This window comes from Pleionea sp. CnH1-48 (assembly GCF_024124665.1).
In the GTDB taxonomy this organism is placed as follows: Bacteria; Pseudomonadota; Gammaproteobacteria; order Enterobacterales; family Kangiellaceae; genus JAMXSB01.
Genome location: NZ_JAMXSB010000009.1, coordinates 1 through 25486, shown reverse-complemented (window position 1 = coordinate 25486; position 25486 = coordinate 1). Strand labels below are relative to the sequence as shown.

The 25486-nt window shown below is 40.4% G+C and carries 23 protein-coding genes and 9 tRNA genes; 13 read left to right on the top strand and 19 right to left on the bottom strand.

All coding sequences use genetic code 11. The annotated features are described in order from the left end of the window. Nucleotides 1-460: 460 nt before the first annotated feature. The 3 genes from NH399_RS14885 to NH399_RS14875 all read left to right on the top strand — a co-directional run bounded on the left by NH399_RS14885 (nucleotide 461) and on the right by NH399_RS14875 (nucleotide 5757). A complete protein-coding gene (locus NH399_RS14885; RefSeq protein WP_253041410.1) occupies nucleotides 461-2698 on the top strand; it encodes a PKD domain-containing protein in 2238 nt (745 codons plus the stop codon). Between the two features lie 330 nt (nucleotides 2699-3028). Further along, on the top strand, nucleotides 3029-5158 hold the full coding sequence (locus NH399_RS14880) for a pre-peptidase C-terminal domain-containing protein (RefSeq protein WP_253041408.1): 2130 nt from the start codon (nucleotides 3029-3031) through the stop codon (nucleotides 5156-5158). Between the two features lie 119 nt (nucleotides 5159-5277). Next, nucleotides 5278-5757: a hypothetical protein gene (locus NH399_RS14875; protein ID WP_253041406.1), complete on the top strand. Its 480-nt coding sequence runs from the start codon at nucleotides 5278-5280 to the stop codon at nucleotides 5755-5757. A gap of 83 nt (nucleotides 5758-5840) precedes the next feature. On the opposite strand, the gene NH399_RS14870 is transcribed toward NH399_RS14875, so the two are convergent. From NH399_RS14870 to NH399_RS14850, 5 genes are all read right to left on the bottom strand, one after another. Continuing rightward, nucleotides 5841-6992: an amidohydrolase family protein gene (locus NH399_RS14870; RefSeq protein WP_253041404.1), complete on the bottom strand. Its 1152-nt coding sequence runs from the start codon at nucleotides 6990-6992 to the stop codon at nucleotides 5841-5843. Between the two features lie 200 nt (nucleotides 6993-7192). After that, entirely contained in the window at nucleotides 7193-8437 is a 1245-nt protein-coding gene (locus NH399_RS14865; protein WP_253041401.1) for a HEAT repeat domain-containing protein, read from the bottom strand. A gap of 11 nt (nucleotides 8438-8448) precedes the next feature. Next, nucleotides 8449-9630, bottom strand: coding sequence for an outer membrane protein assembly factor BamD (gene bamD, locus NH399_RS14860; RefSeq protein WP_253041399.1), 1182 nt, complete (start codon nucleotides 9628-9630; stop codon nucleotides 8449-8451). Between the two features lie 75 nt (nucleotides 9631-9705). Then, a complete protein-coding gene (locus NH399_RS14855) occupies nucleotides 9706-10470 on the bottom strand; it encodes a hypothetical protein (RefSeq protein WP_253041397.1) in 765 nt (254 codons plus the stop codon). Continuing rightward, nucleotides 10463-11035: an RNA polymerase sigma factor gene (locus NH399_RS14850; protein ID WP_253041395.1), complete on the bottom strand. Its 573-nt coding sequence runs from the start codon at nucleotides 11033-11035 to the stop codon at nucleotides 10463-10465. Before NH399_RS14850 ends, NH399_RS14855 begins: the two co-directional genes overlap by 8 nt. A gap of 262 nt (nucleotides 11036-11297) precedes the next feature. Between NH399_RS14850 and NH399_RS14845 the strand changes: the two genes are divergently transcribed. Further along, nucleotides 11298-12098, top strand: a complete 801-nt coding sequence (locus NH399_RS14845) for a hypothetical protein (RefSeq protein ID WP_253041393.1) — start codon at nucleotides 11298-11300, stop codon at nucleotides 12096-12098. A gap of 173 nt (nucleotides 12099-12271) precedes the next feature. Here the strand turns inward: NH399_RS14845 and NH399_RS14840 are convergent, their stop codons facing one another. From NH399_RS14840 to NH399_RS14815, 6 genes are all read right to left on the bottom strand, one after another. Next, nucleotides 12272-12967: a LytTR family DNA-binding domain-containing protein gene (locus tag NH399_RS14840; RefSeq protein ID WP_253041391.1), complete on the bottom strand. Its 696-nt coding sequence runs from the start codon at nucleotides 12965-12967 to the stop codon at nucleotides 12272-12274. Nucleotides 12968-12979: 12 nt separating this feature from the next. Continuing rightward, entirely contained in the window at nucleotides 12980-14713 is a 1734-nt protein-coding gene (locus NH399_RS14835; protein ID WP_253041389.1) for a histidine kinase, read from the bottom strand. A gap of 62 nt (nucleotides 14714-14775) precedes the next feature. Then, a complete protein-coding gene (locus NH399_RS14830; RefSeq protein ID WP_253041387.1) occupies nucleotides 14776-16146 on the bottom strand; it encodes an alpha/beta hydrolase-fold protein in 1371 nt (456 codons plus the stop codon). 108 nt (nucleotides 16147-16254) lie between these two features. Beyond that, nucleotides 16255-16626, bottom strand: a complete 372-nt coding sequence (locus NH399_RS14825; protein ID WP_253041385.1) for a VOC family protein — start codon at nucleotides 16624-16626, stop codon at nucleotides 16255-16257. Between the two features lie 23 nt (nucleotides 16627-16649). Then, entirely contained in the window at nucleotides 16650-16865 is a 216-nt protein-coding gene (locus NH399_RS14820) for a helix-turn-helix transcriptional regulator (protein WP_253041383.1), read from the bottom strand. A gap of 1 nt (nucleotide 16866) precedes the next feature. Beyond that, on the bottom strand, nucleotides 16867-17514 hold the full coding sequence (locus tag NH399_RS14815; RefSeq protein WP_253041380.1) for a DUF2975 domain-containing protein: 648 nt from the start codon (nucleotides 17512-17514) through the stop codon (nucleotides 16867-16869). Between the two features lie 1117 nt (nucleotides 17515-18631). Between NH399_RS14815 and NH399_RS14810 the strand changes: the two genes are divergently transcribed. The 9 genes from NH399_RS14810 to NH399_RS14770 all read left to right on the top strand — a co-directional run bounded on the left by NH399_RS14810 (nucleotide 18632) and on the right by NH399_RS14770 (nucleotide 19479). Beyond that, nucleotides 18632-18721, top strand: a tRNA-Tyr gene (locus NH399_RS14810). A 9-nt stretch (nucleotides 18722-18730) separates the two neighbouring features. Continuing rightward, nucleotides 18731-18806: transfer RNA gene (locus NH399_RS14805), tRNA-Asn, on the top strand. 15 nt (nucleotides 18807-18821) lie between these two features. Beyond that, a tRNA-Glu gene (locus tag NH399_RS14800) sits at nucleotides 18822-18896 on the top strand. A 41-nt stretch (nucleotides 18897-18937) separates the two neighbouring features. Next, nucleotides 18938-19013 (top strand) — tRNA-His (locus NH399_RS14795). A gap of 5 nt (nucleotides 19014-19018) precedes the next feature. Next, a tRNA-Ser gene (locus NH399_RS14790) sits at nucleotides 19019-19117 on the top strand. A 17-nt stretch (nucleotides 19118-19134) separates the two neighbouring features. Next, nucleotides 19135-19209 (top strand) — tRNA-Lys (locus tag NH399_RS14785). A 12-nt stretch (nucleotides 19210-19221) separates the two neighbouring features. After that, a tRNA-Leu gene (locus tag NH399_RS14780) sits at nucleotides 19222-19306 on the top strand. A 5-nt stretch (nucleotides 19307-19311) separates the two neighbouring features. Next, a tRNA-Asn gene (locus tag NH399_RS14775) sits at nucleotides 19312-19387 on the top strand. A gap of 17 nt (nucleotides 19388-19404) precedes the next feature. Beyond that, a tRNA-Lys gene (locus tag NH399_RS14770) sits at nucleotides 19405-19479 on the top strand. Nucleotides 19480-19959: 480 nt separating this feature from the next. Here NH399_RS14770 and NH399_RS14765 read toward each other — a convergent pair. From NH399_RS14765 to NH399_RS25750, 8 genes are all read right to left on the bottom strand, one after another. Beyond that, complete coding sequence (locus NH399_RS14765; RefSeq protein WP_371876084.1) at nucleotides 19960-20835, bottom strand: IS3 family transposase; 876 nt, start codon at nucleotides 20833-20835, stop codon at nucleotides 19960-19962. Between the two features lie 20 nt (nucleotides 20836-20855). Continuing rightward, a complete protein-coding gene (locus NH399_RS14760; RefSeq protein ID WP_253041376.1) occupies nucleotides 20856-21998 on the bottom strand; it encodes an IS30 family transposase in 1143 nt (380 codons plus the stop codon). Continuing rightward, complete coding sequence (locus tag NH399_RS14755) at nucleotides 21928-22332, bottom strand: transposase (RefSeq protein WP_253041374.1); 405 nt, start codon at nucleotides 22330-22332, stop codon at nucleotides 21928-21930. The genes NH399_RS14760 and NH399_RS14755 overlap by 71 nt, the downstream gene beginning before the upstream one ends. Before the next feature lie 216 nt (nucleotides 22333-22548). Further along, a complete protein-coding gene (locus NH399_RS14750; RefSeq protein WP_253041372.1) occupies nucleotides 22549-23064 on the bottom strand; it encodes a hypothetical protein in 516 nt (171 codons plus the stop codon). A gap of 96 nt (nucleotides 23065-23160) precedes the next feature. Next, nucleotides 23161-23628 (bottom strand): Imm26 family immunity protein, encoded by a 468-nt coding sequence (locus NH399_RS14745; protein WP_253041370.1) that lies wholly within the window; start codon nucleotides 23626-23628, stop codon nucleotides 23161-23163. After that, on the bottom strand, nucleotides 23625-23765 hold the full coding sequence (locus NH399_RS14740) for a hypothetical protein (RefSeq protein WP_253041368.1): 141 nt from the start codon (nucleotides 23763-23765) through the stop codon (nucleotides 23625-23627). The genes NH399_RS14745 and NH399_RS14740 overlap by 4 nt, the downstream gene beginning before the upstream one ends. An 88-nt stretch (nucleotides 23766-23853) precedes the next feature. Next, on the bottom strand, nucleotides 23854-24078 hold the full coding sequence (locus tag NH399_RS14735) for a hypothetical protein (protein ID WP_253041366.1): 225 nt from the start codon (nucleotides 24076-24078) through the stop codon (nucleotides 23854-23856). Nucleotides 24079-24095: 17 nt separating this feature from the next. After that, nucleotides 24096-25486: RHS repeat domain-containing protein (locus tag NH399_RS25750; protein ID WP_305885097.1), on the bottom strand; the 1391-nt coding region annotated here is incomplete at its 5' end.

Below are 25486 nucleotides of genomic sequence, written 5' to 3'. Positions count from 1 at the left end.
TCTGCTCTAAAGTGACTATACAGGTCAATGTAAATACTCCCTTAGTTGTCATTTTTGAGATAGCTTTATCCCATATTTTTTTTGTTTTTATTTCTTGAGATATTTTTAACCGCAAGCGCTGCCTTTTTTAAAAACCACATTGATTAGAGAGTTACTTTGTTTAATCGTCTCAAAGTATATATTGAAAATACCACTCATTTTTTGTGCACTTTACAGCTGCATCTCAAACTCTAATTAGCGCATAAACAGCGCATATTCAGCTTACTTCAGGAAGAACTTTAGCGCTTTGCTCAGTAGACCAATTGACACTCATTGACAATCAAGTGCGACTTTAAGGCAAACATCGTGATTCACAATTCAGTAAATTTCAGGCTCCGCATTCGACAGTGTTTAAGAATAAACCTCATAAAATTTCTGTGAATGTGAGAATTCAAATGATAATAATATGGAGACAGAGTCAATGAGAAATGCAACACACTACTTAAAGCTCTTGTGTATACAACTTTGTTTGATAGGACCTTTGTTTGCCGGAGAAAAAGTTAACGAGTCAATTGATTTAGCAGGTAACCGCCAGGCGACCTGGTATTTGCCTGATAATGCACCCAACGGCTGGATACTTTTGCAACATGGTTTTCAACGTAACAAAAGTAATTTGGATGATTTAGCCACGCACTTGATGGACAACGGTCTGATGGTGCTAACCATTAACAGCAGCGTAACAGGAGGCAACGCGAATCTGGCCAAAAGTGTCGCCGATGCTTTAGTCGACAATCCACCAACGCCTCCAAATAACATTCCACTACCAGCAAAAATGATAGTAGCCGGTCATTCTGCTGGTGCTCTATTTGTTAGCCACATGGGAGGGCAGCTAGTACAGCGAGGTTACGCACCACTTCAAGGCGCCATCTTGTTTGATCCTGTTGATGCCAACGATGGTATGCAAACACCCTTACAATCCATGCTGAATAATGGCAATCCAGTATTGTCTATTCTGGCAAACTCGAGTTCATGTAACTCAAGCAATAATGCCCTACAACCGCTGCGCGCCCTTACTGATGCATTCGTTGGTATTAAGCTAACCAATGATTCCAAGCATACCGATGTAGAAGGCAGCTCGACAGGTGGCATCATTACCTGGTTATGCGGAACGCCAAAAACTCACAACATTAACTATCTGCAAGATTTTGCCTTACATTGGGCAAAAGATATGTTGAGTGGAACTGTCTCGGCAGACTACTACCCTGGCGGCAGCAAAATTCAGCAACTGCTAGATGACAATGACGGCATTCTGATCAAAGAACTCACCACTCAACCACCTACGGCAGACTTTTCATTCTCTGCCTCAGAGCTATCCGTGCAATTTACTAACAGCAGCAGCGACGATGGAAATATCGTTTCTTACAACTGGCAGTTTGGTGATGGTTCAAGCTCTACACAAGAGAGTCCATCTCATCAATACAATGCAGCAGGCACTTACACTGTTACGCTTACCGTCACAGATGACGACGGCCAAACTGGTAATGCCAGCAAAAACGTGACCGTTGTAGAAGACTCTGCAGCACCTTCTGCCAGCTTCACTTATGTAAAAAATAACCTCACCGTAGATTTTAGCGATACCAGCAGCGACAGCGATGGCAGCATTGCCTCATGGAGTTGGTCGTTCGGTGATGGCTCAACTTCAAATCAGGCGAATCCTTCGCATACGTTTAATGCGGCAGGCAGCTATGATGTAACCTTGGAAGTTACTGACAATGATGGACTCACAGATAGCAACACACAAACTGTTTCTGTTATCGATGGTGATGACGGTTTAGAAAACGGTGCAAGTATCAGCGATCTGTCGGCAGCAAGAAACGATGCGCTTTACTTCAAAATGAATGTTCCTGCTAATGCACGTGACTTGCGCTTTGCTATCAGTGGAGGTTCCGGTGACGCCGATATTTACGTTCGTTATGGTGCTGTTCCAACGACCAGTCAATATGATTATCGTCCTTACAAAAATGGCAACAACGAAACTGTTGATATTCCTTCACCGCAAGGCGGAGTATGGCACTTAATGGTTCGAGCCTATCGAGCTTATTCGGGTGTCACGTTAACAGCCTCTTACTTAACATCAGATAACCAAGCTCCAACAGCGAGCTTTAATGTGAACACCAGCGGGTTATCTGCATCCTTCACAGATACCAGTAGTGATGTTGATGGTTCAATTGCATCACGTTTGTGGACATTTGGAGACGGCACTCAATCAACCGATGCCAATCCCACACACAGCTATGCTCAAGCTGGCAGCTACAATGTCACTCTCGCGGTTACCGATGATGACGGAGCAACCAATAGCGTTACACAGAGTATTGAAGTCTCGACAGATGACAATGGCCCAACAGAGCTGATCAATGGCAACACGGTCACTGACTTATCGGCATCCACAGGCGAAGAACTTCACTATGTTCTTAAGAACGTTCCTGCGGATACTGCCGAACTTAGATTCCTCATTGAAGGTGGCAGTGGCGATGCAGACATTTATATTCGTTATGGTGCAGCCCCAACAACTTCAGAGTATGACCATCGTCCTTATCGTAATGGCAACTACGAGCCAGTAAACATATCCAGCCCTCAATCAGGAAACTGGTATGTAATGGTAAGAGCTTACAGAACCTTCTCTGGCGTTAATCTATCAGCCACTCATACTGTAAATTAAGCAACACAGGGCGGAGTTATCCGCCCTTCTTACTCTGCGCAAGTGTAATACCTCAAACACCCTTATCTAAAAATAAAAAGCTTATACCAAGAGGCAAAATCAACTAACTCACTCAGGTTAAGACTCCGTGACAATGATATGAGATCTTATATCAAAGCTTAATACGAAATTCTTGCTAAATTAGCGACCATGGTTTTGCGCTCAGGCTTACGAGTCGATTTGTTTCTATTGATTAGAAACTATGGCATCTCTAAGAAGATAAGGTAAGCGACAAGCTCAGCAACCAATGATAAAGCTGTCTTAAAACAAACAATAAAAAAGAGGCAAATCATGGTTACAATGAAATATCTTTCGGTAATAGCAGCCACTGGCATAATCATAGCGCCAAGTGTTTATGCTCAAAAACAAGAGGTTACCGAAAAAGCTTTACGTACTCAGTCGGTTGTACAAGCAGCAAAGCCCAATTTATTCAAAGCTCTCATTACTAATAAATCATTATTAAAAACAGCACACAATTATAGAACTCTTAACGCAAAAAAAATAACTATACAAAAATCAGACGCGAGCTTTATTAAACTGCACTTTAGTAATTTCGATATTCCAGCGGGAAGCTATGTTGAAGTAAGAAATAAAAGCGGTTCTCAAATACATCGATATGGAGGACAAGCATCATCACTTTATACATTGCAACCCGGGGACGATGGGATTCGTTCCTTTTCTGCCTTATCCATTATCGGAGACACAGCGGTTGTAGAATGGTTTGGTCCTGAATCATCACAGCAGCCATATCATATAGAAATCGACTCCTTTATGGGGGGACTGAATAAAGCTGACCTTGCTTACAACCAGTCTTACCTGGAAAGTTCAGACATCGCACCTATGTCTACCTGCGGAATCAATGAACGAGTGGATGTACAATGCTGGGCTGATTCTCATCCAACAGAATATGAACGTACTCGTCCTGTCGCACGACTTCTTATTAACGGCTCTGGTTTGTGTACGGCCTGGCGCGTCGGTGAAAACAATCGACTATTCACCAATAATCACTGTGTTTCTGGTGCATCGGGTGTTAAAAACCTAGAAGTCTGGTTCAACTATCAAAATACAGAATGCAGCAGTGGCTCAAGTTCTACTCCCGTTATTGTTACGGGTGATGAACTGCTATCTACCAACAGTGACCTCGACTACACGCTGTTTACGGTTAAAAATTTCGAGACAATCCAATCTTTCGGTCACTTTGGTTTAGATGTTCGTAACCCAATCGAGCAAGAACGCATTTATATTCCACAACATGGAAGCGGCGATCCCAAACAACTGGCTATCGAAAGCGATGAAAATAGTGATGGTTTGTGCCGAGTGGATGTCACTTTGGCCGATGGCTCTGCTCCTAATACTGACATGGGTTATATGTGCGATACCACAGGAGGAAGTTCTGGCTCCCCGGTTCTAGCGGTCAGTAGTCATAATGTTTTAGCACTTCATCATTTTGGCGGCTGCCCAAACCAGGGAGTTCTTATTAACAAAATTTGGCCCAAGGTGACAACGTTTTTTAATCACCAAATCCCGGTAGGTGACAATGGAACACCTTCGGGCCAACCTGTCGCCAACTTTGATGTCACTGCCAATGCTCTCGAAGTCAACTTCACCGATACGAGTGCCGACAGCAACGGCCAAATTACTTATCACCAGTGGCATTTTGGTGATGGCCAAAGTAGCAATCAAAAAAGCCCGACACATGTTTATGCTAGTGCTGGCAACTATTCTGTGAATCTTGAAGTTACTGACAACGATGGCAACAAAAATTCTAATAGCCAAATCATTTCGATCACAAACAATAATAATGGGGCACTTCAAAAAGGAGTAGCGACAGAAAACCTGAATGCATCAATAGATAAAGAATTGCTCTTTTATTTTGATGTTCCTGACGAAGCTCAAACCTTAACAATTAATACTTATGACGGTGACGGGGATGCCGATTTATATGTTCAGTTTGGCGAACACCCCAACGAAGACCGCTACGACTGTCGCCCCTACCTGGGCGGTAACCGAGAAACCTGCCGCATCAACTCGCCCCGTGTGGGTCGCTACTATGTCTTGTTAAAAGCCTATCGTGCATTCTCCGGTGTTAGCTTACTAGCGGACTATACATCAGGCAGCTCAGGAGTCAGTTTTGAAGAAAACAACGTGTCAGATAGTACCGGAAGCTGGAAGCACTATTCTTTACTCGTTCCAGAAGGCATGACCAAACTCGTCGGAAAAATTTCGAATGGCACAGGCGATGCAGACTTGTACGTGCGCAGAGGAGAACAACCTACAAACTCAAGTTATCAATGTCGCCCCTACAAAAATGGAAACAACGAGACATGTACCATATCTAACCCGGAGTCGGGTCTTTGGTACTTTAGTATAAAAGCTTACAGTAGCTACTCCGGCGTTTCTATTAGTGGGGAGGCAAACTAAGGGTCCAGGGGGAACTTATTACCATGGATGGTATTTTTTTATAACCGATTTTTACAAAAGATAGGAAAGTACCTGCTCGGGGAACACCAATAACGACAACAATACATAGGAGAAAAATAATGAAAACATCAAAACTTTTGCTAAGCTCACTGCTCTTAACAGTCAGTAGCTTGAGCATGGCCAACTCAACAGCTGCTCGTTCTTGTGAAGATCCTGTTGAAGCTGTTTTAAGAATCATGACTTGTATCGAGAACGAGAATGCTTTTTGTGCGGCATCAGGTTATGACTCAAAGTTTGCCAAACTTCACAATGGCATCGATACCAACACTGATAAGCCAGGCTACTTCTTCTGGTTAGGCGCTTTCTTCTTCATCGACTTCAAACTGGAGTTTGATCACATCGAGCCAGTCGGCGACGACCAGGTTAGCTTGCGTTATGTAGAAACGGTTACCTTTAACGACGGCGATGTATTTAAACAACACGAGCATGCTCTGGTGACAGTAGGACCAAACTGTAGAATGACCTTATGGGATCAGTACGGAGATAACAAAGAACAAAAAGATGTGGATGACAAAGCAGATAGCTTATTTCCATTTTAAATTCTAAGTCATACAAAAAGCCCCGACTTAATAATCGGGGCCTTTTTTACACTCATAATTAATATTGCAACAAGGAATGCATATTAATTTCTTGGAATTTTAAAGATGTCTCTAGCGTTGCCAGCCATAACTAGCTGAGCTTCTTCAAAGGTATAATCCACACGCTGCATGCTTTCAATCACTAGGTCTTTGTACGACTTAGTATTGCCGGGGCTACCAGGACCATCCGATCCATAAATAATTTTGTGAACAATGCCAGCGCTTTTTGCTCGACTTAACACACTGTCCATGAGCTCACCATTAGGGTCGTGACGTTGAGAACCCAATGCAGAAATCTCAATGTATGCATTATCGTACTTCTCCGCCAGGTGAAAAACTTCTTCTATTTTGGTATAGCCTTCATGATTAGCATCATTACCAGCATGCCCTAAAACAAACTTAACATCTGGATATTGTTTAATGGCGTTTTCCAGATAGACGGGGTCAAAGGTTCTCATAACAAAATCCAACTCATCTTCATCAAACTCAGATACTTTACGTAAAGGGCTTGTGCCAACATGGTGATAAACAGGCTTGTCGTACTCTTTTGCCACTTCATAGACATCAAAGTATTTAGGATCATCAAAAGGTGTCAGAGTATGCGCAAATGCGAGCTTTATGCCAACAACATAAGGGTGAGATAAAGCATTCTTCAAGTTCTCAAGGCTTGCTGCTTTTTCTGTATCCCAATTTTCGACGCTCAAACTTGCTAAGCCATAAAAATAGGGCTTGTCTTCAAAACTATTACGCTGATCATCTAGGTACCCTAACAGATCTTCATTTGGCTCGATGCCCCATGTTTCTGGTGCATAAGTTGCAAATAGAATACAGTTATTTGCCGCAGCCCGACGACACTCGTTTTTTATACCAATAAAAGCGCCATAAGGATTAAGTTGGAATGAAGAAAAAAGTCTTAATAAAGGAATTTTTATGGCATCAGGAAGGTCAATAGGAAATACACATTTAACAAACTCTTTGCCTTTAGGCCCAAGTTTATCATAGCTCCCAGGGTGCAAATGCATATCGAGAATGTCGAGCTCTTGTCCTAAATAGAAACTCTCATGGTGCTCGTTGTCTGTTACCCACTTAGTGAACTGGCTGAGATCAGGAGCCTCATCCATGGGTGTATGAGCATTGATATCTGAGCTTGCCATTAGTGCTACGGCAACAGCAGCAGACGCCGCTATTCTTTTCATTGTTAGTCCCCTTATAGTTGTGTTGTTATAGAGATATTTTTTCAACAAAGGGGTTATAACACTCTCGATAATCCAGGTGTAAACAAAACAACGAAGGTGATACTAAAAGTAAAGTGAATGACACTTTCTATCAAGGAAGGATAATCAGCCTCCATTCCTTTTATACTATAGGTAGGAGGCTAAAATTTTTAACTATACTTTCAATGCTTAGCGAGTACAGAGGCAAAATAATCTAAGGCTTCAGGCTCATCGGATTGTCCTAGCCAAAAGATAGCTTTTTGTTTTATAAACTTAGGATTATCGTTTTTAATTAACTGAATCAAGCCTTTAGTCGCATACTCTTTATCTAACTGAGAGATGGAAAAAACGGCAGACTCTCTGACCTTCCTGGCATCCTTCCCTTCTGCAATCTCCATTAATACAGGCAAAGCATTTCTCTCTTTATTTTGCGAAAGCCAGAAGATAGCTTTTTCCCTTACTACTGTTTTCGAGTGCTGTTTTGCATACGCCAATAACAGTTTCCATGCGTCATCAGATTCAACTTGAGATAGTGCAAAAACAGCTTTCTCTAACACGTACTTGGAGTTTTCTTTAGCAATAACAGTTTGAATAGTTGATAAAGCTTTTGGAGCATTTTTATTTGCCAACCAGAAGAGAGCTTCCGCGCGCAAGGTTTTATTCTCGTGTTTTTTTGCTAAGGCGATAAGCTTATCAACTGACTTGGGATAGCTATTTTCGCTTAGAGCAAATATCGCTTTCTTTTTGTCGCTAAGAGTTCGCTTAGACTCCTGCAAAATATCATTAAGAGAATGATAGCCTGCTTTGTTTCGCGCTTGTCCTAGCCAGAAAATGGCTTGCTTACGATACTTTGTATCATTACCTTTAGAATATTCTTCTAACAGTTGATGAGCTTTCTTTCCTTTGTGCCATGCGATGCTGGCTAGCGCTGCATGTTTAACATTATTAGGTGAAGCATCATGATCGCTCTTAACCATTAGATCATCAAGGAATAATAAGCTTTCTTTTTGTGAAACTTTCTCGAGATAGGTCACGGATATCCCGTTGCTCTCTACCTTACATGCATCGCCAACGCTAAGCAGTCGAGCAATTCCACCACGCTCTTTTTTAAGGTATACAGTTAGATTCTTTGAGTCTCCCAGCTTACCCTTGTTAATCCCGCCATAATATTTACCCTTTTTATCCAGTTCACATTTCGCTTCTCCATCGCGCTGATAACAACATGGCATGCCATTTCCGGGCTCCATTTCTACATCATACGCAAACCACTGGCTATCTTTTACTTCTTGGGCTTTTATAGTTTCAGCAACCGTGCCATTCAAACTTACTCGAGATACTTCTGCGGTAGCACCTCGAACCACGACAGTTGCTAAGACGGTCAAACCAATTAAGGTCAGTGTTCGAGTTGGCTTTTTATTCCTATTCATAATTTATCCCCTTACTGAAAAGTTTCGCTGAAGTACTCAAGAACTTCATCAGAGTTAATCATTGAAAGACGTTTGATGGCCTCTCGCTTTAGCTGTGGCTCACTTTCTGACTTAGCAATATTGATCAGGCTTTTTGCATTAGACTGGATGAAGAGAGCTTTAATAACTCGCTCTTTAACTTTAATACTGTCGCTATTTTTATAGATTGCCTCTAGATACTTCTGGGTTTTGTCCGCCCCCATTATTCCCATTTTCTCTACAGCATGAAGCACTAACTCTTCTTGCTTTTCGCTCTGGATAACTTTATTAAGTTGCTCAACACCACCACCAACCGCTAAACTTTGAATGATATCCTCTTTATTTTCTTCATACTCTCTATCTGAGTACAAAGACCAAAGCATATCAGCTCTTCCCATCGCCCCAATAAGTCGAATCGCTTTGGTCTGTAGTGCCTTGTCTTGTTCATTCTTAGCGGCATTAAATAATAAATCAGCGTCACTCATGACCATAAAGCTTTTTAATAGCTTCAGCTTTAATTGCGTATCACCTGTTTTTTTATAGATATTAGATAAGATTGAAGATGCCGACTTAGAGCCAGAAATACTAAGCGTTTCGATGGCATAAACTTGTAACGATGGGTCTCCTTTACCGGACGCTAAGTCAGCTATTTTCTCGAATGCACCAGCACTACCTGACTGACTTAGAACAAACATCGCTCGTTTCTTTACCTGAGCAGAATGCTCACCATCCAAGATGCTCTCTAATATCTTTATCGCTTTATCCGACGACGAATTCATCAGTGCATTGATTGCATAGAGTTTCATTTCTTCATCATCGATTTCGGCATGACTCCCTTGCTTGTCTCTAATTTCAATTTTTAGAGCCTGAGCATCGTCAACCCAGCGACTATCAGGATAACGTTTAGCGAGTGTCTTAATGCTAGCAAGTGCCTGATGATATTCTTTGCTTTTAAATTGAGCATAAGCTAACCAGTATAATGCCGCGTCGCTCTTCTTACCTTCTTCTTCAACGATCCTTGCAAACGAACGTTGTGCCGCTTTCCATTCTTTATTATCCAGTTGTTCCTGACCTTCGATATAGAGGCGATCATTCGCTACAACAGCCACAGAGCCTAGAAAACCCATTGCAACGGCCATTGGAATTAGTTTTTTAATCAATCCATCTTTCTTCATAATCATTTACCTTACTTAACTGACTTTCTATTTGCATTCACTTTTATGACGGACTAGAAGAGTCGGAGGTTTGCTTTAAATTCGATTTCTTTTTAAGTTGTTATTGGTAATTCGTAACTTAAATAAAAGATCGGTGCTGTGGAGCCGTTCTTTTACGAGTTTGAGGTCGTTATACTCTTCATTACCAGGTATCTGTTCTGAGTTATTATTCAGTTCAATTAGAATAGATTCAATTTGTTGGAGCGTAGCTAAAAGTTGTTTGTCGCCATTATTTTCTACGATTCTTCGATACAATCGATTGAAGACAACAAGTTCCTCAATTATCTGTCTTCGCTCATGGATCTGTTGAGCGATATCACCATTGCCGTTGCTGACAACAGTTAGTAGACGGTCACTGGAATCTAGGTGACTACTGATATTGGCGAGTAAAATTCTTTGGCTGTCCTGCTTCGAGAAGACTGGCTGTTGAGCAATATCTACTGGAGGTTCACCACTCCAACGGCCTAAGAAAAATGCTCCCATAATCAATGCCATACTAATGCCGAAAGCGAAAGAGCCCTTAAATAAAGGTAACCACTGCCACTGGCTCGATGCATCTTGCTGCTTATTTTTTTTCTTCATAGACTCTGGCTCTAGCCTATGTATCGCTGACATAATATTTTGATTCAGATTAACACTGGCCTGAGGCACAGGTTCTGTCAATGTGGCGTCCATTAACTCACACAGTTTTGCATACTCTAGTTGCAGTTCTGGTGAAGCTTCCATTGCTTTAACCATAGCCTCTGATTTTTCTGGCTCTAACTCGCCGTAATAAAATAAAATCAAGTCTTCTTCATTCATAGCGGTTTACCTCTACCGATCCTAACTTAGGCTCGAGTAATTCTTTTAAGCGCTTTACAGCTCTAAAAATTCGGTTTTTTACCGTGTTCGGATTCACATCTAGAATCAGGCTAATATCTTCGATGGTTTGCTCTTCATAGTGACGCAGAAGAAAAGCAATGCGAATGTCATCCCCCAGTTGCAGTAGTGCGTTTTGCGTTAACGAGTGAATATTATTATTCCACTGTATTTGCTCAGGGGTTGGATTCGACGAATCTTCTTCATTAACGGTTGTGGAAGTTTCGCGGCTATTTTGCTTCGACAGTCGGCGCTGCATATCGATAGCATGATTAACCGTTATCGAATACAACCAGGTAGAAAGCTTTGCTTTCTCGTCGAAGCTGCCGATTTTTTGATAGACCTTAACAAACACCTCTTGCACACAATCCTCTGCATGGGCTTGATCCTGCAAAATACGATAGGCAGCGGCATACAGCTTCTGGCTGTAGGCTTCTACCAATGATTGAAAGGCTTGGTGGTCTCCCGCTTTAATTTGGGCCACGCTCATGTATTCTTTATTATTCATATACCCTGTATGACGAAGCCCACCCCATAGTGGTTTGCTTTTCTTTTAAAATATTCGCCAAAAGTAACAATAGCAATAAAATCAATATTTTATAACGGATTATTGAGTACTGATCACCAAAGAAGTCAAATCATCACAAAGCTCATATTGAGAACATTGTGCAATTTATTCACTAGAGACAACCGACATCGAGCACTTGTGTCTATAGTTTGGAATGTAATGAGCAATTATTGCTCAACGAGTTAGCGAAGGGAGAAAGCACATGGCTAAAAAAGTGGGTGTTATCACAATTCACGGTATGGGAGATACCAATCCCAACTATCATCTTGAGCTAGTCAGAAAGCTTCGAAAACGCGTAGGCAAAAGTGACTGGGATAAAAACGTTCATTTAGAAAGCTGCTTCTATCAAGATTTGTTACAGGCGAATCAAGAAGACTATTGGACAGAGGCTGACGAAAAATATGACCTCAAGTGGGACTTCCTAAGAAAGTTTATGCTTTTTTCCTTTTCCGATGCTGCGTCGATAGAGCATAGTCTCAGTAATGACCAACGTCTCTACAAACAAGTGCATGGAAAAATTGCACTGGCTTTTGACAATACCTTGGCAGAACTGGAAAACGCTAACTCTCCAGTGGTGGTAGTTGCTCACTCTTTGGGCTCGGAGCAAATATCGAACTATATTTGGGACGCAATGAAAAACCTACGTTTCTTTGAGTCTGATTCTGGAACTAGCGAAGAAAAAAGTTTTCGTCGGCTTGATTCCTGTAAGTATTTATTTACCACAGGCAGTAGTATCCCCATCTTCAGAGCTGCTCTCGACTCACCACAACTATTTGAGCGTCCGAATGATGAATTTGAGTGGCACAACTACTTTGATTCATCTGATGTTTTAGGCTACCCACTAAAAAATATGGCATTATCTTATGAGGTAGACTGGCTGCACGATCACGAAGTCAATGTCGGCAGCTTTTTGACCAACTGGAATCCTGCCAGCCATGGACAGTACTGGGAGGATAAAGACGTTATCAAGCCTATAGCAAAAGTCATCGAAGATTATATATAACTGCTTTTATTTTACTCGCCACGGCGGGTTTTTACGGTTCTCTCCAGCCCAATAGAGTTTTATCTTGTTCCCGCCGAGGATCGAAAAAACACCTCGAGACAAAGGCCGTGCTTATCTTCTGATAAAGTAAAAAGTCACAGAGTTTTTTGGCACTGACCGTTAATATTTAAACTTTATTTTTTATCTTTATACTCTTGTTTATAAACAGCTCTACTCATAGGTAGGTTACTACCTGTTTTAAGTGTCACGCTATATTTACCTGCACCATGATTGACAACAGACCTAATAAGGGACTTTTGAGCTAAATATGAACGGTGGACCCTAAGAAAACTATCCTCCAGTAATGAAGCTAGCTGCTCCATGCTTTTATCATGCAACAGTCGCTGGCCCGTCTTTGTAACTATTTCACTATAATTTCCGCTAGCTTTTATAAAGTCTATTTCCTCCACTGGAACTAGAGTGAGTTCACCTTGCGACTTGACTGAAAGTTGAGATATCTGAATACGTGAGCTTTTTTCTATATTTTCAAAGCGTCGCATCGCTTGGTGGAAACGTTTGACAGAAACTGGTTTTGTCACAAAGTCCAACACACCAAAATCAAAAGCTCTAGCTGCTTTTTCAGGTGAAGCAGTAATGACTATGGTGTAAAACGTTTTCGCATTGCGATGCTCGAGAACAGAGTAGCCATCAGCACCATTGATATTTAGGTCGAGAAGCATTAAATCATATTGATTAGTGTCCAATCTATTTTTTGCCATGCTCGTTGAGTTAACAATATCTACTCTGCACCTCGAAAAATATTCACGGCATAAATCGGCAATACAGTCAGCTACTAAAGCGACATCTTCTACGATCAAAATATTTATCATGCTCAAATCTTATTAAAGCTCTAACTTGATAACTGTTTCCCAGCCATACTTCGTCTTATTGGATGTAACCTCACTGCTATTTGGCCACCAATATTCCAAACGAGATCTAACATAATCTAACCCAGTTCCTGTCGAATGTGAAACACTTGACGACCTAGAACCATTATTAGAAATGATATAGCGCCTCGTACTCATAGATTCTTCTTTAATAATGACAAACTTTGCTGACTCAGCACTTTTAAAACCATGGGTTAACCCATTCTCTATAATAGTTTGAAATACAGCCGGAGGTATAAGCTCATCGCCCGAGATATTCTTTACCTTTAGCTCAAAGTTTGCCTTTTGCTGCAATGACATAATTTTAAGATAGCTGTAACACATTCGTATTTCCTGATCTATCTTAACTTCAGGCCGCTTTAACATATTTGTCATTAGATAGAACTCTTCTGATAATGCCTCAACCATCTCTCCAGCGAGCTTTTGGTCCGTTTTTATTAGCTGTTGCAAACTCATCAAAGTGTTCATAAGAAAGTGCGGTTGGATGTGCTTTTGGACAAACTGAAACTCTAATTGTTCCAACTGCATCTTCGTCTTGTTTAGAGCTATTGTATTTCGCAAGATACGTCTAGACGAAATAACCATCATTAGTATACTGAAAATAGCCATTGCTAAGTTATCAATCTTAAATACAAATGAGGTTATAATAAAATTACTTAAAACCCAACTTTCACTGTCTAAAATATCACTTTGGTCAATATAGACAACAGCGACAAAAAAGACTGAAAAAGCAAGCATTAAAATACTGCCTTCCTCTTTCCTCATCGTTACAAATAAACAAAAAGCAAGTAACAAAGTCGATAAAACCAAGGCGCTATGCAATCCGACAAGCTCAGCAATCACTACTAGAAATATAAACGCCAGAAACCATTTAAAAAGCCACTTCTTAGACATCTTAAAGTGAACATTAAGGGTTAGTAACAAGCTAATGTAAATTGCATATTCAAGCAAACTAGTGAATGTTGACTTATCCATAAGAGAGACGGTTGCTGACAATCCGTTCCAATACAACACTTCGCTTAGCATCAATAAAAAGCATAAGGAAAACAATAAGGTTTGAGTTAGAAATACAATTTGCCTACCCATAGCAAAGTAAAACCCAAGATTTGCAATCACGGAAAATAAGAATATTCCAGAAAGCACAAGCGGTGCGGTAGACATCAGCCGAGACTGATGCTGAAACTCTTCAAGAGGCCCAATGCTTACATCTCTAAAAATGGCCCCTTTAAGATGACGATAGTTAGAAAACTCAAGCTGAATGACATTGACTCCTTTTTTTAAGGTTTCGTTAGTAATCTGACTCCTTACTAAGCTTCTACCTGCAGCCTCCTCATCAGCACTTTGACCTACCGCCCCATTTTTCAATAGCAATTGACCGTTAATAGAAACAGTGGTTGCAACCACATTAGACCTCAACTGAAACCAGATATCCTGACGACTCAAGTATTTGTCTGCCACTATAAATGGGAGTTGTATCCGCCAAACATTTTGTTCACTCGAAACCTCACGAAATATGCCTTTCACGTTAAGATCTTCTGCAACCAATTTGAAATCATCACCTTTATAGAGTTTTGCAACTGGGAACTTTGCTAGATCAAGAGGCTCACCCAAGTACTCTGGTATTTCATTAGCCTTTAGAGAGCTTGAAATACACACAGTACAGAATAATATAAGCAATATAGTTTTCAAGCACTTCCCTTAAGTGTATGTTGCGCACAACCTATGATTATAATTAAACCTATATACATGCATTAGTTTGAGGCTCTACTAACTGTGTTACTTTTTAGCTGTTTTATTTTCCGCTTATAAAACTCGACTAACTCAGCACCTTTTTTTGAATTTAATTTCAGAGCCTTATTATAGAAGAGCAATGCTTCTTTTTTATCACCCATTCTTTCTAAAAGCTGAGCTTTATACTCAATGGGTTTGTAAGAATCAGGGTAAGATTTTATAGCCAACTCAATAACAAATAAAGCAGTATTAAAGTCTGATTTAATCGCTTTCGTGTAAGCAAGATCAAGCAACACAGACTCATCAGGCTTAGCTTGAGAATAGTCAAAACTCGTGCTTGCGCCGTTATTCAGCCAATTAATATAAAACAGACCATTGTTGTTACCTTCTTCATTAGGGTAGTAATAATTCATGACGCGGTGAATTTTTTTCAGAACGGTAACATCAGGCTCGGTAGAAAAATAGTATCTTTGCATGCTTTCCAACTCTGAAATTCCAGGGAAGATTGACTGGCCGAACTCCAGGGAAACGTCTTCGAAATGCGCGACAATTTGCGAATAAGACAATGTTCTATAGCCGGAGGATAACTTATGCGGCTGATATAAGCTTTTAAAGGCATTATGGAAGCCAATGTTTGGAGTTGACTGATGGCCATCATATTCGTTGTGGTCGAAAATAACACGAAGACCGTTTTTGGGATACTGACTAAATGAATGCTTTGCAAACTCAAAACCATCCTTTATTTTGAAAAACTCATTACCCCCAACATTAGTATACAAAAACCCATTAATCTGACTACTCGACTTTAGAAAGTCTTTTAGGTCTTGTTGTAACTTTGGAGTATGGTGAAGAGAAGGACTGAAAGCAAAGCGAGCCCGATAAAGCTCGGGCTCTTTAATAAGTGAGTGATAAACAAAAAGACCACTTTTTGAATGACCAGCGAGAATACGATAATCGGATGCACGATAGGTTTTGCTTATTAACGGAACTAACTCCTCTTTAAGAAAAGCAAGAAAGTGGCTCGCGCCCGAATTTTCTTTATTGTTATAGCGAAAGTAAGGGCTAAAATCACGTGTTCGCTCACCAGTATTAAGAATAGATACAATGATCATTTCAGGAATATGTTGTTTGGAAGCTAAAAAACCCTGCGTAAACTCAGCGAAAGCTTTGAGTCTATCCCCGTCTAGCACATAAAGGACAGGGTAATTTTTCTCTGTATTAGTATAATAACTAGCTGGAAGCTTGATATGAAATGTTCTTTTTTCTCCTAACTTGATGGATTTAAACTCTATTTGTTCGGAAAATACATCTTGGTCGGTTTCGCCCGCCGATATTGCATTCCAGGAAATCAAACAAACCACTACAAAAAGGGTATATGTCAACTGTCTCATTGCTATGTCCTACTGCTCATTGAATGTAGCTTCAGACTATCGACAAGTATCTCTGATGAGCAGCAAAACCTGCCGAAATGCACTCCCCTTGTGTGAAAGTCACATCGGCTATCTCACTCGCCACGGCGGGTTCTTACGATTCTCTCCAGCCCAATAGAGCTTTATCTTGTTGCCACTGGGATCAAAAAGAATCGCCTCACGCCAAAGATAACGTTGATCTTCTGGCATCGAGTCAAACTCAATGCCTTGCTTGATCAATTCATTAACCCATTCGTCTAGCTTGCTATGTTCAAAATAGATAACAGCACCATTAGTATAATCATCTTCATCAAGATCTAACGAAAAGGTGGCATCCCCATCTGGACACTCAAATCGAGCATAATGTGGTGTATCAACGATCAGCTTAAAGCCTAACTTTTGATAGAAGGCGACGGCCTCCGGCATATTTTTTACAGGTAATGTGATCTGATTTAAATTCATTGCTAAACCTTTTTAATATCGAGCTATTCTATATCTTCCAACTGCAACAAATCACCAGGCTCACAATCGAGCGCCTCACAGAGTGCAAGCAGTGTAGAAAAACGAATGGCTTTGCCTTTTCCTCGTTTTAGAGTCGACAAGTTTGCCATAGTAATGCCCACTTCTTCAGACAGCTCTGTCAGAGACTTTTTACGTTGAACCAATAAAAGATCCAAGTTTACTTTGATCGACTTAGCCATATTAAATTGTCAACGCTTGTTCTTCGTGGATGTTTGCAGCTTCTTTCATAACACCAGCTAGCACCAATACAGCCAGCCCAATAAAAAAGCCCCCCAGATTAAAATAAACTACGGGGTTTAGTTGAATCGCTGATGAATGCTGTCCGATATCTTGCAAAATAAAAACTCCACCTATATAAGTCAAAATTGGATAAATGATATTCCAAGCAATAATGACATAGCCTATTTTTTGTATAAGCGTTGGAACCTCATGATTAAAGGCTTCTCTTTTTTCCAACAGAGAAAAAATCTTTCGCGCAATGAACAAGCCGTATAAAGCCAGTAACCCCATCACTTCGTTAATACCATTCGACAAGTACCAAGCAAAATGGCTTTTGCTGTTGTTCACCTTAATATCACCTCGCCCTTCAATCAGCTCCGCATGTTCAGTGAACTCAGCCACTCCTTCAACATTTTGGAACACTTTAAACCCCAACAAAAAATGAATGTCGGTGTGGCGCTCATTTGGCTCTGACGAAATATTCACTCCAATCACAACGACAGCAATGGCCCAAATAATTAAACCGGCGGCCACAAGCAGACATGAATAATCCAAAAATCGTTTTACACCAACGGTTAATCGCATAGTAGAAAGATGCTCTTCGCTCATTACAAAATCCTATTAAATATCTCACTGGCTTTTACAATAGCCTTTGGCAAATCGATTTTCAATAATTATTTATCGAAAATCGACAAATAATTATTGAAAATCGAACCCACACTTAACTTTCTAATGCATCCAGATGTGCTTAGTATGCCCCAGCAAGGCTGGTAACCATTTGTTTTCTAAATGGAAAGTAAACTCTTTGGCCATGAAGAACGAAGCACTTCGCCTTATAACCTTGGCTCCTATTGCGTCGCTTGAACATAAACTGCCAAGTCAGCTAAAATAGCGCCAGACTTACCCAAAGGGCTTTGATAAGCGACGGGTATAAACAAACATTAGGACGTAAAACATGCAAGCAGTATTTGATTGGAACATTCAGCAACAAGCAGCTCAAGGCGCTGCCTGCTTTGCCGTGTCTGATCAAAAACATTCCAATGCCAAAAAGGAGTATTCACTCCTAAATTAATGCTCCTTAAATTTGGGAGCAAATGGCTCCCGGATGTTTAAGTCACGCTGAAGATAAAACGCATTTTATTAAACCCGGTAGCCGCAAGGATACCGGGTTTTTTTATGGCTGTTTGTCAGCAAAAGAAAAGAGTTAAGGAAAGAATATTGATAAAGAAAGGCACTCACTAACCACTAAAAAAATGTGACTGACCACGGATAGAACTTGTTTTTTGCTCCAATTTTTTTTGGCGGCTGCCCTACACCCAAGCAAAAGATAACCCATTGTTTTTATTTAACTTTTTCAATTTTTCTTGTTGACTTTCGAAAAAATAACATTACAATGGCTTCCATACTTTGAACGGAATCAAACCTTGTTAAAGAAAGCAAATACTCAGCGCTTTCTTTATTAAGACTACTAACAACTAAGCAGTGATTGCGTTATCAGTTGTTAACAAAGTAGAGAGTATTTAACTCGTATAAATGGAAATTGGTGATCAGGTTATCGACTTTAAAAAAGCAAAACTTTCCATAGTTTTTGGATAACGACACAGCAAGGAATAATCAAGCTGGATTGTCATAGAAAGTAGTCAAGACGATATAGATTATGTTCTTTTGTGATGACATCAGATAATTAAACAACCAAGATTTATTTTTATTAACGAGAAAAATCATTGGAGTGCGTGCAGAGACGGATCAACTGCACCGGACTGTAAATCCGGTCCCCACCATAGGTATCCTGGTTCGAATCCAGGGCGCTCCACCAGAGAATTAAGGTGCTTTGATCTAAGTGGCTATGATACGCGCTTGTTAAGCGCGAAATACAAGTTCGACTCTTGTAAGCACCGCCATATTTAAAAAGGAATATCCCTATCGTCTAGTGGTTAGGACACCAGAGTTTCATCCTGGGTACCGGGGTTCGAATCCCCGTAGGGATACCAAATGATTAGTGAAGGAAATTTTTCTAACTGAAAAAACAATGGTGGCTATAGCTCAAGTGGTTAGAGCTCAAGGTTGTGGTCCTTGTGGTTCCGGTTCGAGTCCGGATAGTCACCCCAAATTAGGAAGTCTTAGCCGAAAGATTCTGGGTAGCGGCAGCAGTCTTGAAAACTGAAGGTTGGTATTTACTGACGTGTGGGTTCGAATCCCTCGACTTCCGCCAATTTAAAAACAAGATATGGAGTCTTGGCATAGTGGTTGTGCACCTGCCTTTTAAGCAGGCATAGGTTGGTTCGATTCCAACAGGCTCCACCAAATTAGCAAAAAGCCCAGGTGTTGAAACTGGTAAACATGCCGGATTTAGAATCCGGTGCCGCAAGGCTTGAGAGTTCGAATCTCTCCCTGGGTACCATATTTGGAACAATAGCTCAGCTGGTAGAGCGACTGCCTGTTAAGCAGAGGGTCGCAGGTTCAATCCCTGCTTGTTCCGCCAATTTATAAGTAAGAAACGGAGTCTTGGCATAGTGGCAGTGCACCGGTCTTTTAAACCGGTATAGGTTGGTTCGATTCCAACAGGCTCCACCAAATTTAGTTTGTAATAACTAGGCGTAAAATAGTTTTCCAATAATAAAGACCAATAAAAATAAGGATACAGTGCTCCCCCAGCCCCTCCGATTACAGTATAAAACCCAGTATCGTTCTGGTTTATACCAACTCTTCGAGAAAAGTTGTGGAAAATCCATAATTTCCATTCTATCTCCTTTTGACTCTTCTAGCTTTTCATCAGAGATTGAGTGAGGAGCTAAAACCATGCCAACACTTCCAACCAAGAAACTAATAGCCATAAAGATCATTACGAATATCAGAAAATACTCCATGCCTTTCCTTTTTTATTTAAATGACTCTCAGTAAACTTTGCTTCACACCTTATATTCCACTTCTAAAAGTTTAAGGAAAGTTAGAGCCAATTCGCTAGCTTAAAATAGTAGGCTCACACCTATGACTCTCTGATTAGTAACTTAGGAGTTAAACAGTGATCTTGATCCACTTTGACAGACACCTAGTTTAAGCAGCTGTCTCATACTCTACAGGAGATTGATATCCTAACGTAGAATGAAGTCGCTGCCGATTATAAAATACTTCGATATAATCAAAAATACTTTGTCTGGCTTCATCTCGAGTTCGGTAACGCTCATGATAGACGAGTTCAATCTTAAGCGAGTGATAAAAACTTTCCATCACTGCATTATCATAGCAGTCACCTTTTGCGCTCATAGAACAACGCATTCCAAACTGAGTCAGTAGTGATTGATAACCTTCGCTAGCATACTGTACGCCTCTATCCGAATGATGAACTAAACCGGGGTCTGGTTGACGAGTGTGAATGGCCATCATTAATGCATCTTCGACTAAAGTTGTTTTCATGCGTTCTGACATCGACCAACCCACAATTTTTCTCGAGTAAAGGTCTATCACAGTCGCTAAATAAAGCCACCCTTCGTTTGTTGGGATATACGTGATATCTGCGGCCCAAGCAATATTGGCTCGAATGGGATTGAATTCTCGGGCCAACAAGTTGGGCGCAATAGGCTTATTGTGCTGACTATTGGTCGTTGCCTTAAAACGCCGCTTGCTCTTAGCTCGTAATCCTTGCTCTCGCATCAGACGAGCAATGCGCTTTCGACTCACCTGGATACCCTGACGTTTTAGCTCTGCATGGATTCGGGGAGCCCCATACGTTCCTCGTGAGTCTTGATAAATCGACTTTATCATTTCAGTTAAAGCACTGTTTTCCTGGCTACGCTGGCTTGGTTGCCGTTTTAACCAATCATAAAACCCACTTCGTGACACCAATAAAACCTGACAAAGCCTGCTCACACTATGAAAGAGCCGTTGTCTACTAATATACGCATACTTTACTTCGACTCGTTCGCAAAGAATGCGGTTGAAGATTCAATCCATCAGCGCAACGCTTTTTCCATCATCTCTTTAGGCGTTCTAAATTTCAACACTTTTCTTGGCCTTTCGTTTAGATGAGTAGCTACTTCGTTGAGTTTCTTTTGAGAATGCTGAGCCAAACACGTCTTCTTAGGAAAGTACTGCCGAATGAGTGAATTGGTATTTTCATTTGTACCTCGCTGCCAGGGACATTGCGGATCACAAAAGTAAACTGGAATCTTTGTCGCTTTTGTAAATTCAGCATGTTTTGCCAGTTCCATGCCTCTATCCCAAGTGAGTGATTTTTTCATTGGCGCGGGCAGTTTTTTGAAGACATCAATTAAGGCATTGTTGACTGTACCCGAGTCTTTACCTTTTAGCTTTAAAATTAGCGTAAACCTCGTTTTCCTATCAACGAGAGTAGCTATGTGGGTATTGCGAGAGCCAGATACCAAGTCTCCTTCCCAGTGACCAATAGACTTCCGAATTTCAGCATTTTTAGGACGTTGATGAATTGATACGCCATTTACAATGTTTATTGTTCCTCGGTCGCCAGAACGAGAATGGTGCTTACTATGCCGCATCTTATGAGAACGTCTTAAGTGAACAGCCAATGAGTGATGTAATGTCTTTCTGCTACGTACATAGAGCGTTTTATAAATTGTTTCGTGAGAAAGGTGCATGCTATTTTGACGGGGAAAGCTAACTTTTAACCATCCAGAAATTTGTTCAGGGGACCACTTTAGTTGTAGCTTCTGGATTACTAATTTTTTAAGCTCTGTATTGCTCGCAAGTGCGCAGAGCTTAGGGCGTTTCGCCATTCTCCAAGCTCTTCTATCGGCATCTACAGCTTTGTACCAGCGTCGGCCTCTGTTTCTTTTTATCTCCCGTGAAATCGTTGAAGGCGCTCGCCCTAACATTTTTGCAATCGATCGGATACTCATTTTTGCTGATAATCCTGCTCTAATCTCTTCACGCTCCTCAATAGTCAGGTGGTGAATAGCTCGATTTCTTTTACTGGGTTTTATGCCTCCATGATCTCGTAGGATAGTAAATATAGAACCTGGCTTAGCATCAATTACTCGGCTTATATCACTATATCCAGCTCCTTGTTTCCATAAATCGAAAACAAGCTCTTTCTCTTCTCGTGTATATGTACGCTTCATTAGACACTCCGCAACAATTTAATATCTTAGGATAACTGTTGCGCTGACCAATTGAATCTTCAGCCGCCTTTTTTAAAATGTCCCGTTCTTCTCGCAACCGAGCATTCTCAAGCTCCAACTGTTTGATTTTTAATTGCTCGGGCGTTAATTGGCTTTCATTATCGATTGAGCTACTTTCACTGCCGCTATACTTTTTACGCCAGTTATAAAGCATCGTGGTTGTAATACCTAATTCTCGAGCGATTTGTTCCTGACTTTTATCTGAGTTTTCCATCAGCTTAACTGCTTCGACCTTAAACTCTCGCGTAAAGCTTCTTCTTTGCTTCTTTTTCATTATCTACACCTCTTTGAATAGTTTAACCTATCAAATAATGTGTCCGTCAAATCGGGGTAAGATCACTCTTTATAAAACAGAAACAGAGGGGGCTTAAAGCGCCCCTTACTTCTCTTAGATAGTCCTTAAAAAATCTTTGTGTTCCTAGTGAAAACACTTAAATAACTATAAAATACATTGGGGATATTAGTGTAAACTTGATGGAATTCTCAAGTTCTACGCTGCCTTTCTCTCAGCAGCTTGAGGCTTTTTTCTTATATACTCCTTTTGTAAGCTCCAGTAAATCTCTTGATAATGATTGTGCTTAAAGCGTCCTCCAACCTCTGTATTTCGTATTGCATCAACCATTAATATTGTTGGTCTTGATGTTAATCCTCGAAATTTTCTATATACCTGTAAGCATATTAAGCCGTTTAAAAGCAAAGTTTCATTGCTTTGGGGTAATGTCCTTAAGTTTATCTTTGGCGTTAGTGTCTTACTTTGAATAAAAAACTGAGAAACACCGTTATCTATGAACTCCTTAAGCTTGCTTAAAGGGATCTCTTGCCTTACATTGGTGTAACCTCCATACACTAAATCTCTTTGAAAGTAGCTTGCAATTAATGCATAAGGGCTAAACTCTTTTGGTAGATTAACCTTGAGATAAGCTGTCAACTTGCTTTCATCAACGCTTAACTCATATTCTTTAGTTGTGCCAATACGACACCACTCACTTTCCGTATAAAGTTTCATGACGCTATACCTTTTTGTTTTAAATTTAAAGTGAGCAATTCCGTTTGCTCAAAGATATCTTAGGGGATATAAGCCATCCCTTGCTTAACAGAGAAATCAAATTTTCTTTGGTGCTAACTGTTCAACCCAAATATTAGGTTTACCCTCAAAGTGGTCAATCAGTCTATCTTCAACATGGTTTTTATCCCAGCTAGCCGTACATTCTAAGCTTTTACATTCTTCATAGGTTGAGTCTGTAATTTCACCTGTGCTAGGCTCATATAGTTGAAATTTACCAGTGTTCGAGTCTTGGATAAATGTCATAGGTAAAACTTCATGTTCTTCCTTTACGGGAAGCTTTCCAACTTTAAGCCAATGCCCCTGAGTAACTACATAATAATCAACTGCAAGAAAATACAAATCGTCTGCCTCATGTATTTTATACAGCTCGTCTTTCCCTAGCGGCTTATCTACTTTGATAGAGAAAAATGCCAATGCTTCCTCAAGTATCTGAGCATAAGTAAAACTCCCGTCTCTTAATTGTATTTCAACAATAGCCCCAACAGTCATTCTTTGTCTTTTCATTCTTTTTTCTCCACAGTGCCAAACTTTTTTGGTAGATTAGCCTTGAGATAAGCTGTTAACTTACTTTCATCAACGCTTAATTCATATTCTTTAGTTGTGCCAACACGACACCACTCACTTTCCGTATAAAGTTCCATGACACATTTCCGAAAATATTTAAAAAGGGCGCAATCCATACGCCCTTTAGATATTACTTAGGTTTTACGGGTTTTAAATCAGTGAAAGTCATTCACTATTTGATTTTTCTTTCCGATTTAAATAAAAGCCTCCAACAATTAGTGCTAGTATTACAATAAATTGCCCTTTCGCTCCCCAATAGTGAGCTGCACCTATATCCACAGCTCCAATCAGAAGGCCCAAGAGAACTAAAAGCAATGTTGCCTTCCAGCCATTTACCCTGAATGAAACAAGCACAATAACAGAATAAATTATTATTAATCCCAAGGTCATAAAACATTACTCCTATTTTAAACACACTCTTTATTATCACACTTATCCTTGAAGAACTTATAAGCTTCAAATGGTATAAACTTTCGAAAGAAACTTGAATTAAAAACATCTTCAATTCGATAAGTAAACTTATCTTGATCCTTATATACTTCTTTAAGAACCATTCCAGCACCTATCAAAAGAATCTCTCCTCCCCTATCAGACATGTGTTTATCTATAATTTTTTTGGAGGAACGTATAATTGTAGAGCCACCTTTAGTCTTCTGTGTAGTAATAGTTTTGCCTTTATTAATCTCTTCTTTTAGCTTCTTAACTTGCTTACCACTTTTGCGTGCATTTCCCAAAAACTTAAGTTTACTGGGTGCAAAAAAACCAATAGCTCCAAAAAGTGCAACCTCAACTAAATCAATGCACCACCAACGCCCAGCATTCTTAAAGAGCTGTAAGCCAATACTTGCAGTTACCCCCAACAAAGCGCCCTTGACACCTAGCTCACCTGTTGGATCAACCAAAGAGAAAGGGCTATTGCTCACATACAGATATGTATTGATTCCTCCCGCTAAACCGATAGGATCACTTGTAATATAACGACCTAACATCGGATCATAATAACGATTCCAGTTGTAATGCAGGCTTGTCTCACTATCAAAATACTGACCTGTAAACCTAAGATTGTTCTCAACATCACCCACAAGGATTGTAGCGCTACCCCATAAATCATAATCGGCTTGCCATACAACAAACTGTTGTGAGTCGGTCAATATCTCAGGCGTTCCTATATGCGAGTTGTGATAATAATAGATATCGTCATACTCTAACATAGCCAGAGGCCGTTTATTAAGATAAATATACTCCTTGGAGATATTCCCTTGCTCTGATACCTCTGCAATTAATACCCCTTCCAGATTATAAATATAACGAGTGGTTACACCGTTAGCCGTTTTATGAGTTCGCAAACCATTTGCATTGTACTTATAGGTAATGAGGTGGTTGCTATTCATGGCACTGGCTAAACGTCCAGCGTGGTTATATTCAAACAACCAACCGCCTTTCGAACGCATGTTACCTGCGGCATCATAAGAGAATGAAAGGTTATTAAAGTCGGTTAGCTTATTGTCACCATTAGCATAGTTATAGACGGTGTATTTAGGTTCTGGAGTCGGTGTGAAAGCGAAACGTGAGTTAGGCTTTTGATTCACTAACCACTTTTCAAAACGTGAGCTACCTTTGGATAATTCAACCATGTCTGCGGAAAGCATCCCACCCGCACAAAGCTGACGCAGGTTTTCACATTCTTCTGGAGAAACAAAAGAGCAAACAGTATCTAAATCATCACATAGATTTGGGTCAGTGTCGCCGCCGCAATCTTGAATAGTCGGGTCACAACTGGGCGGTTCTTGGCAGTCCG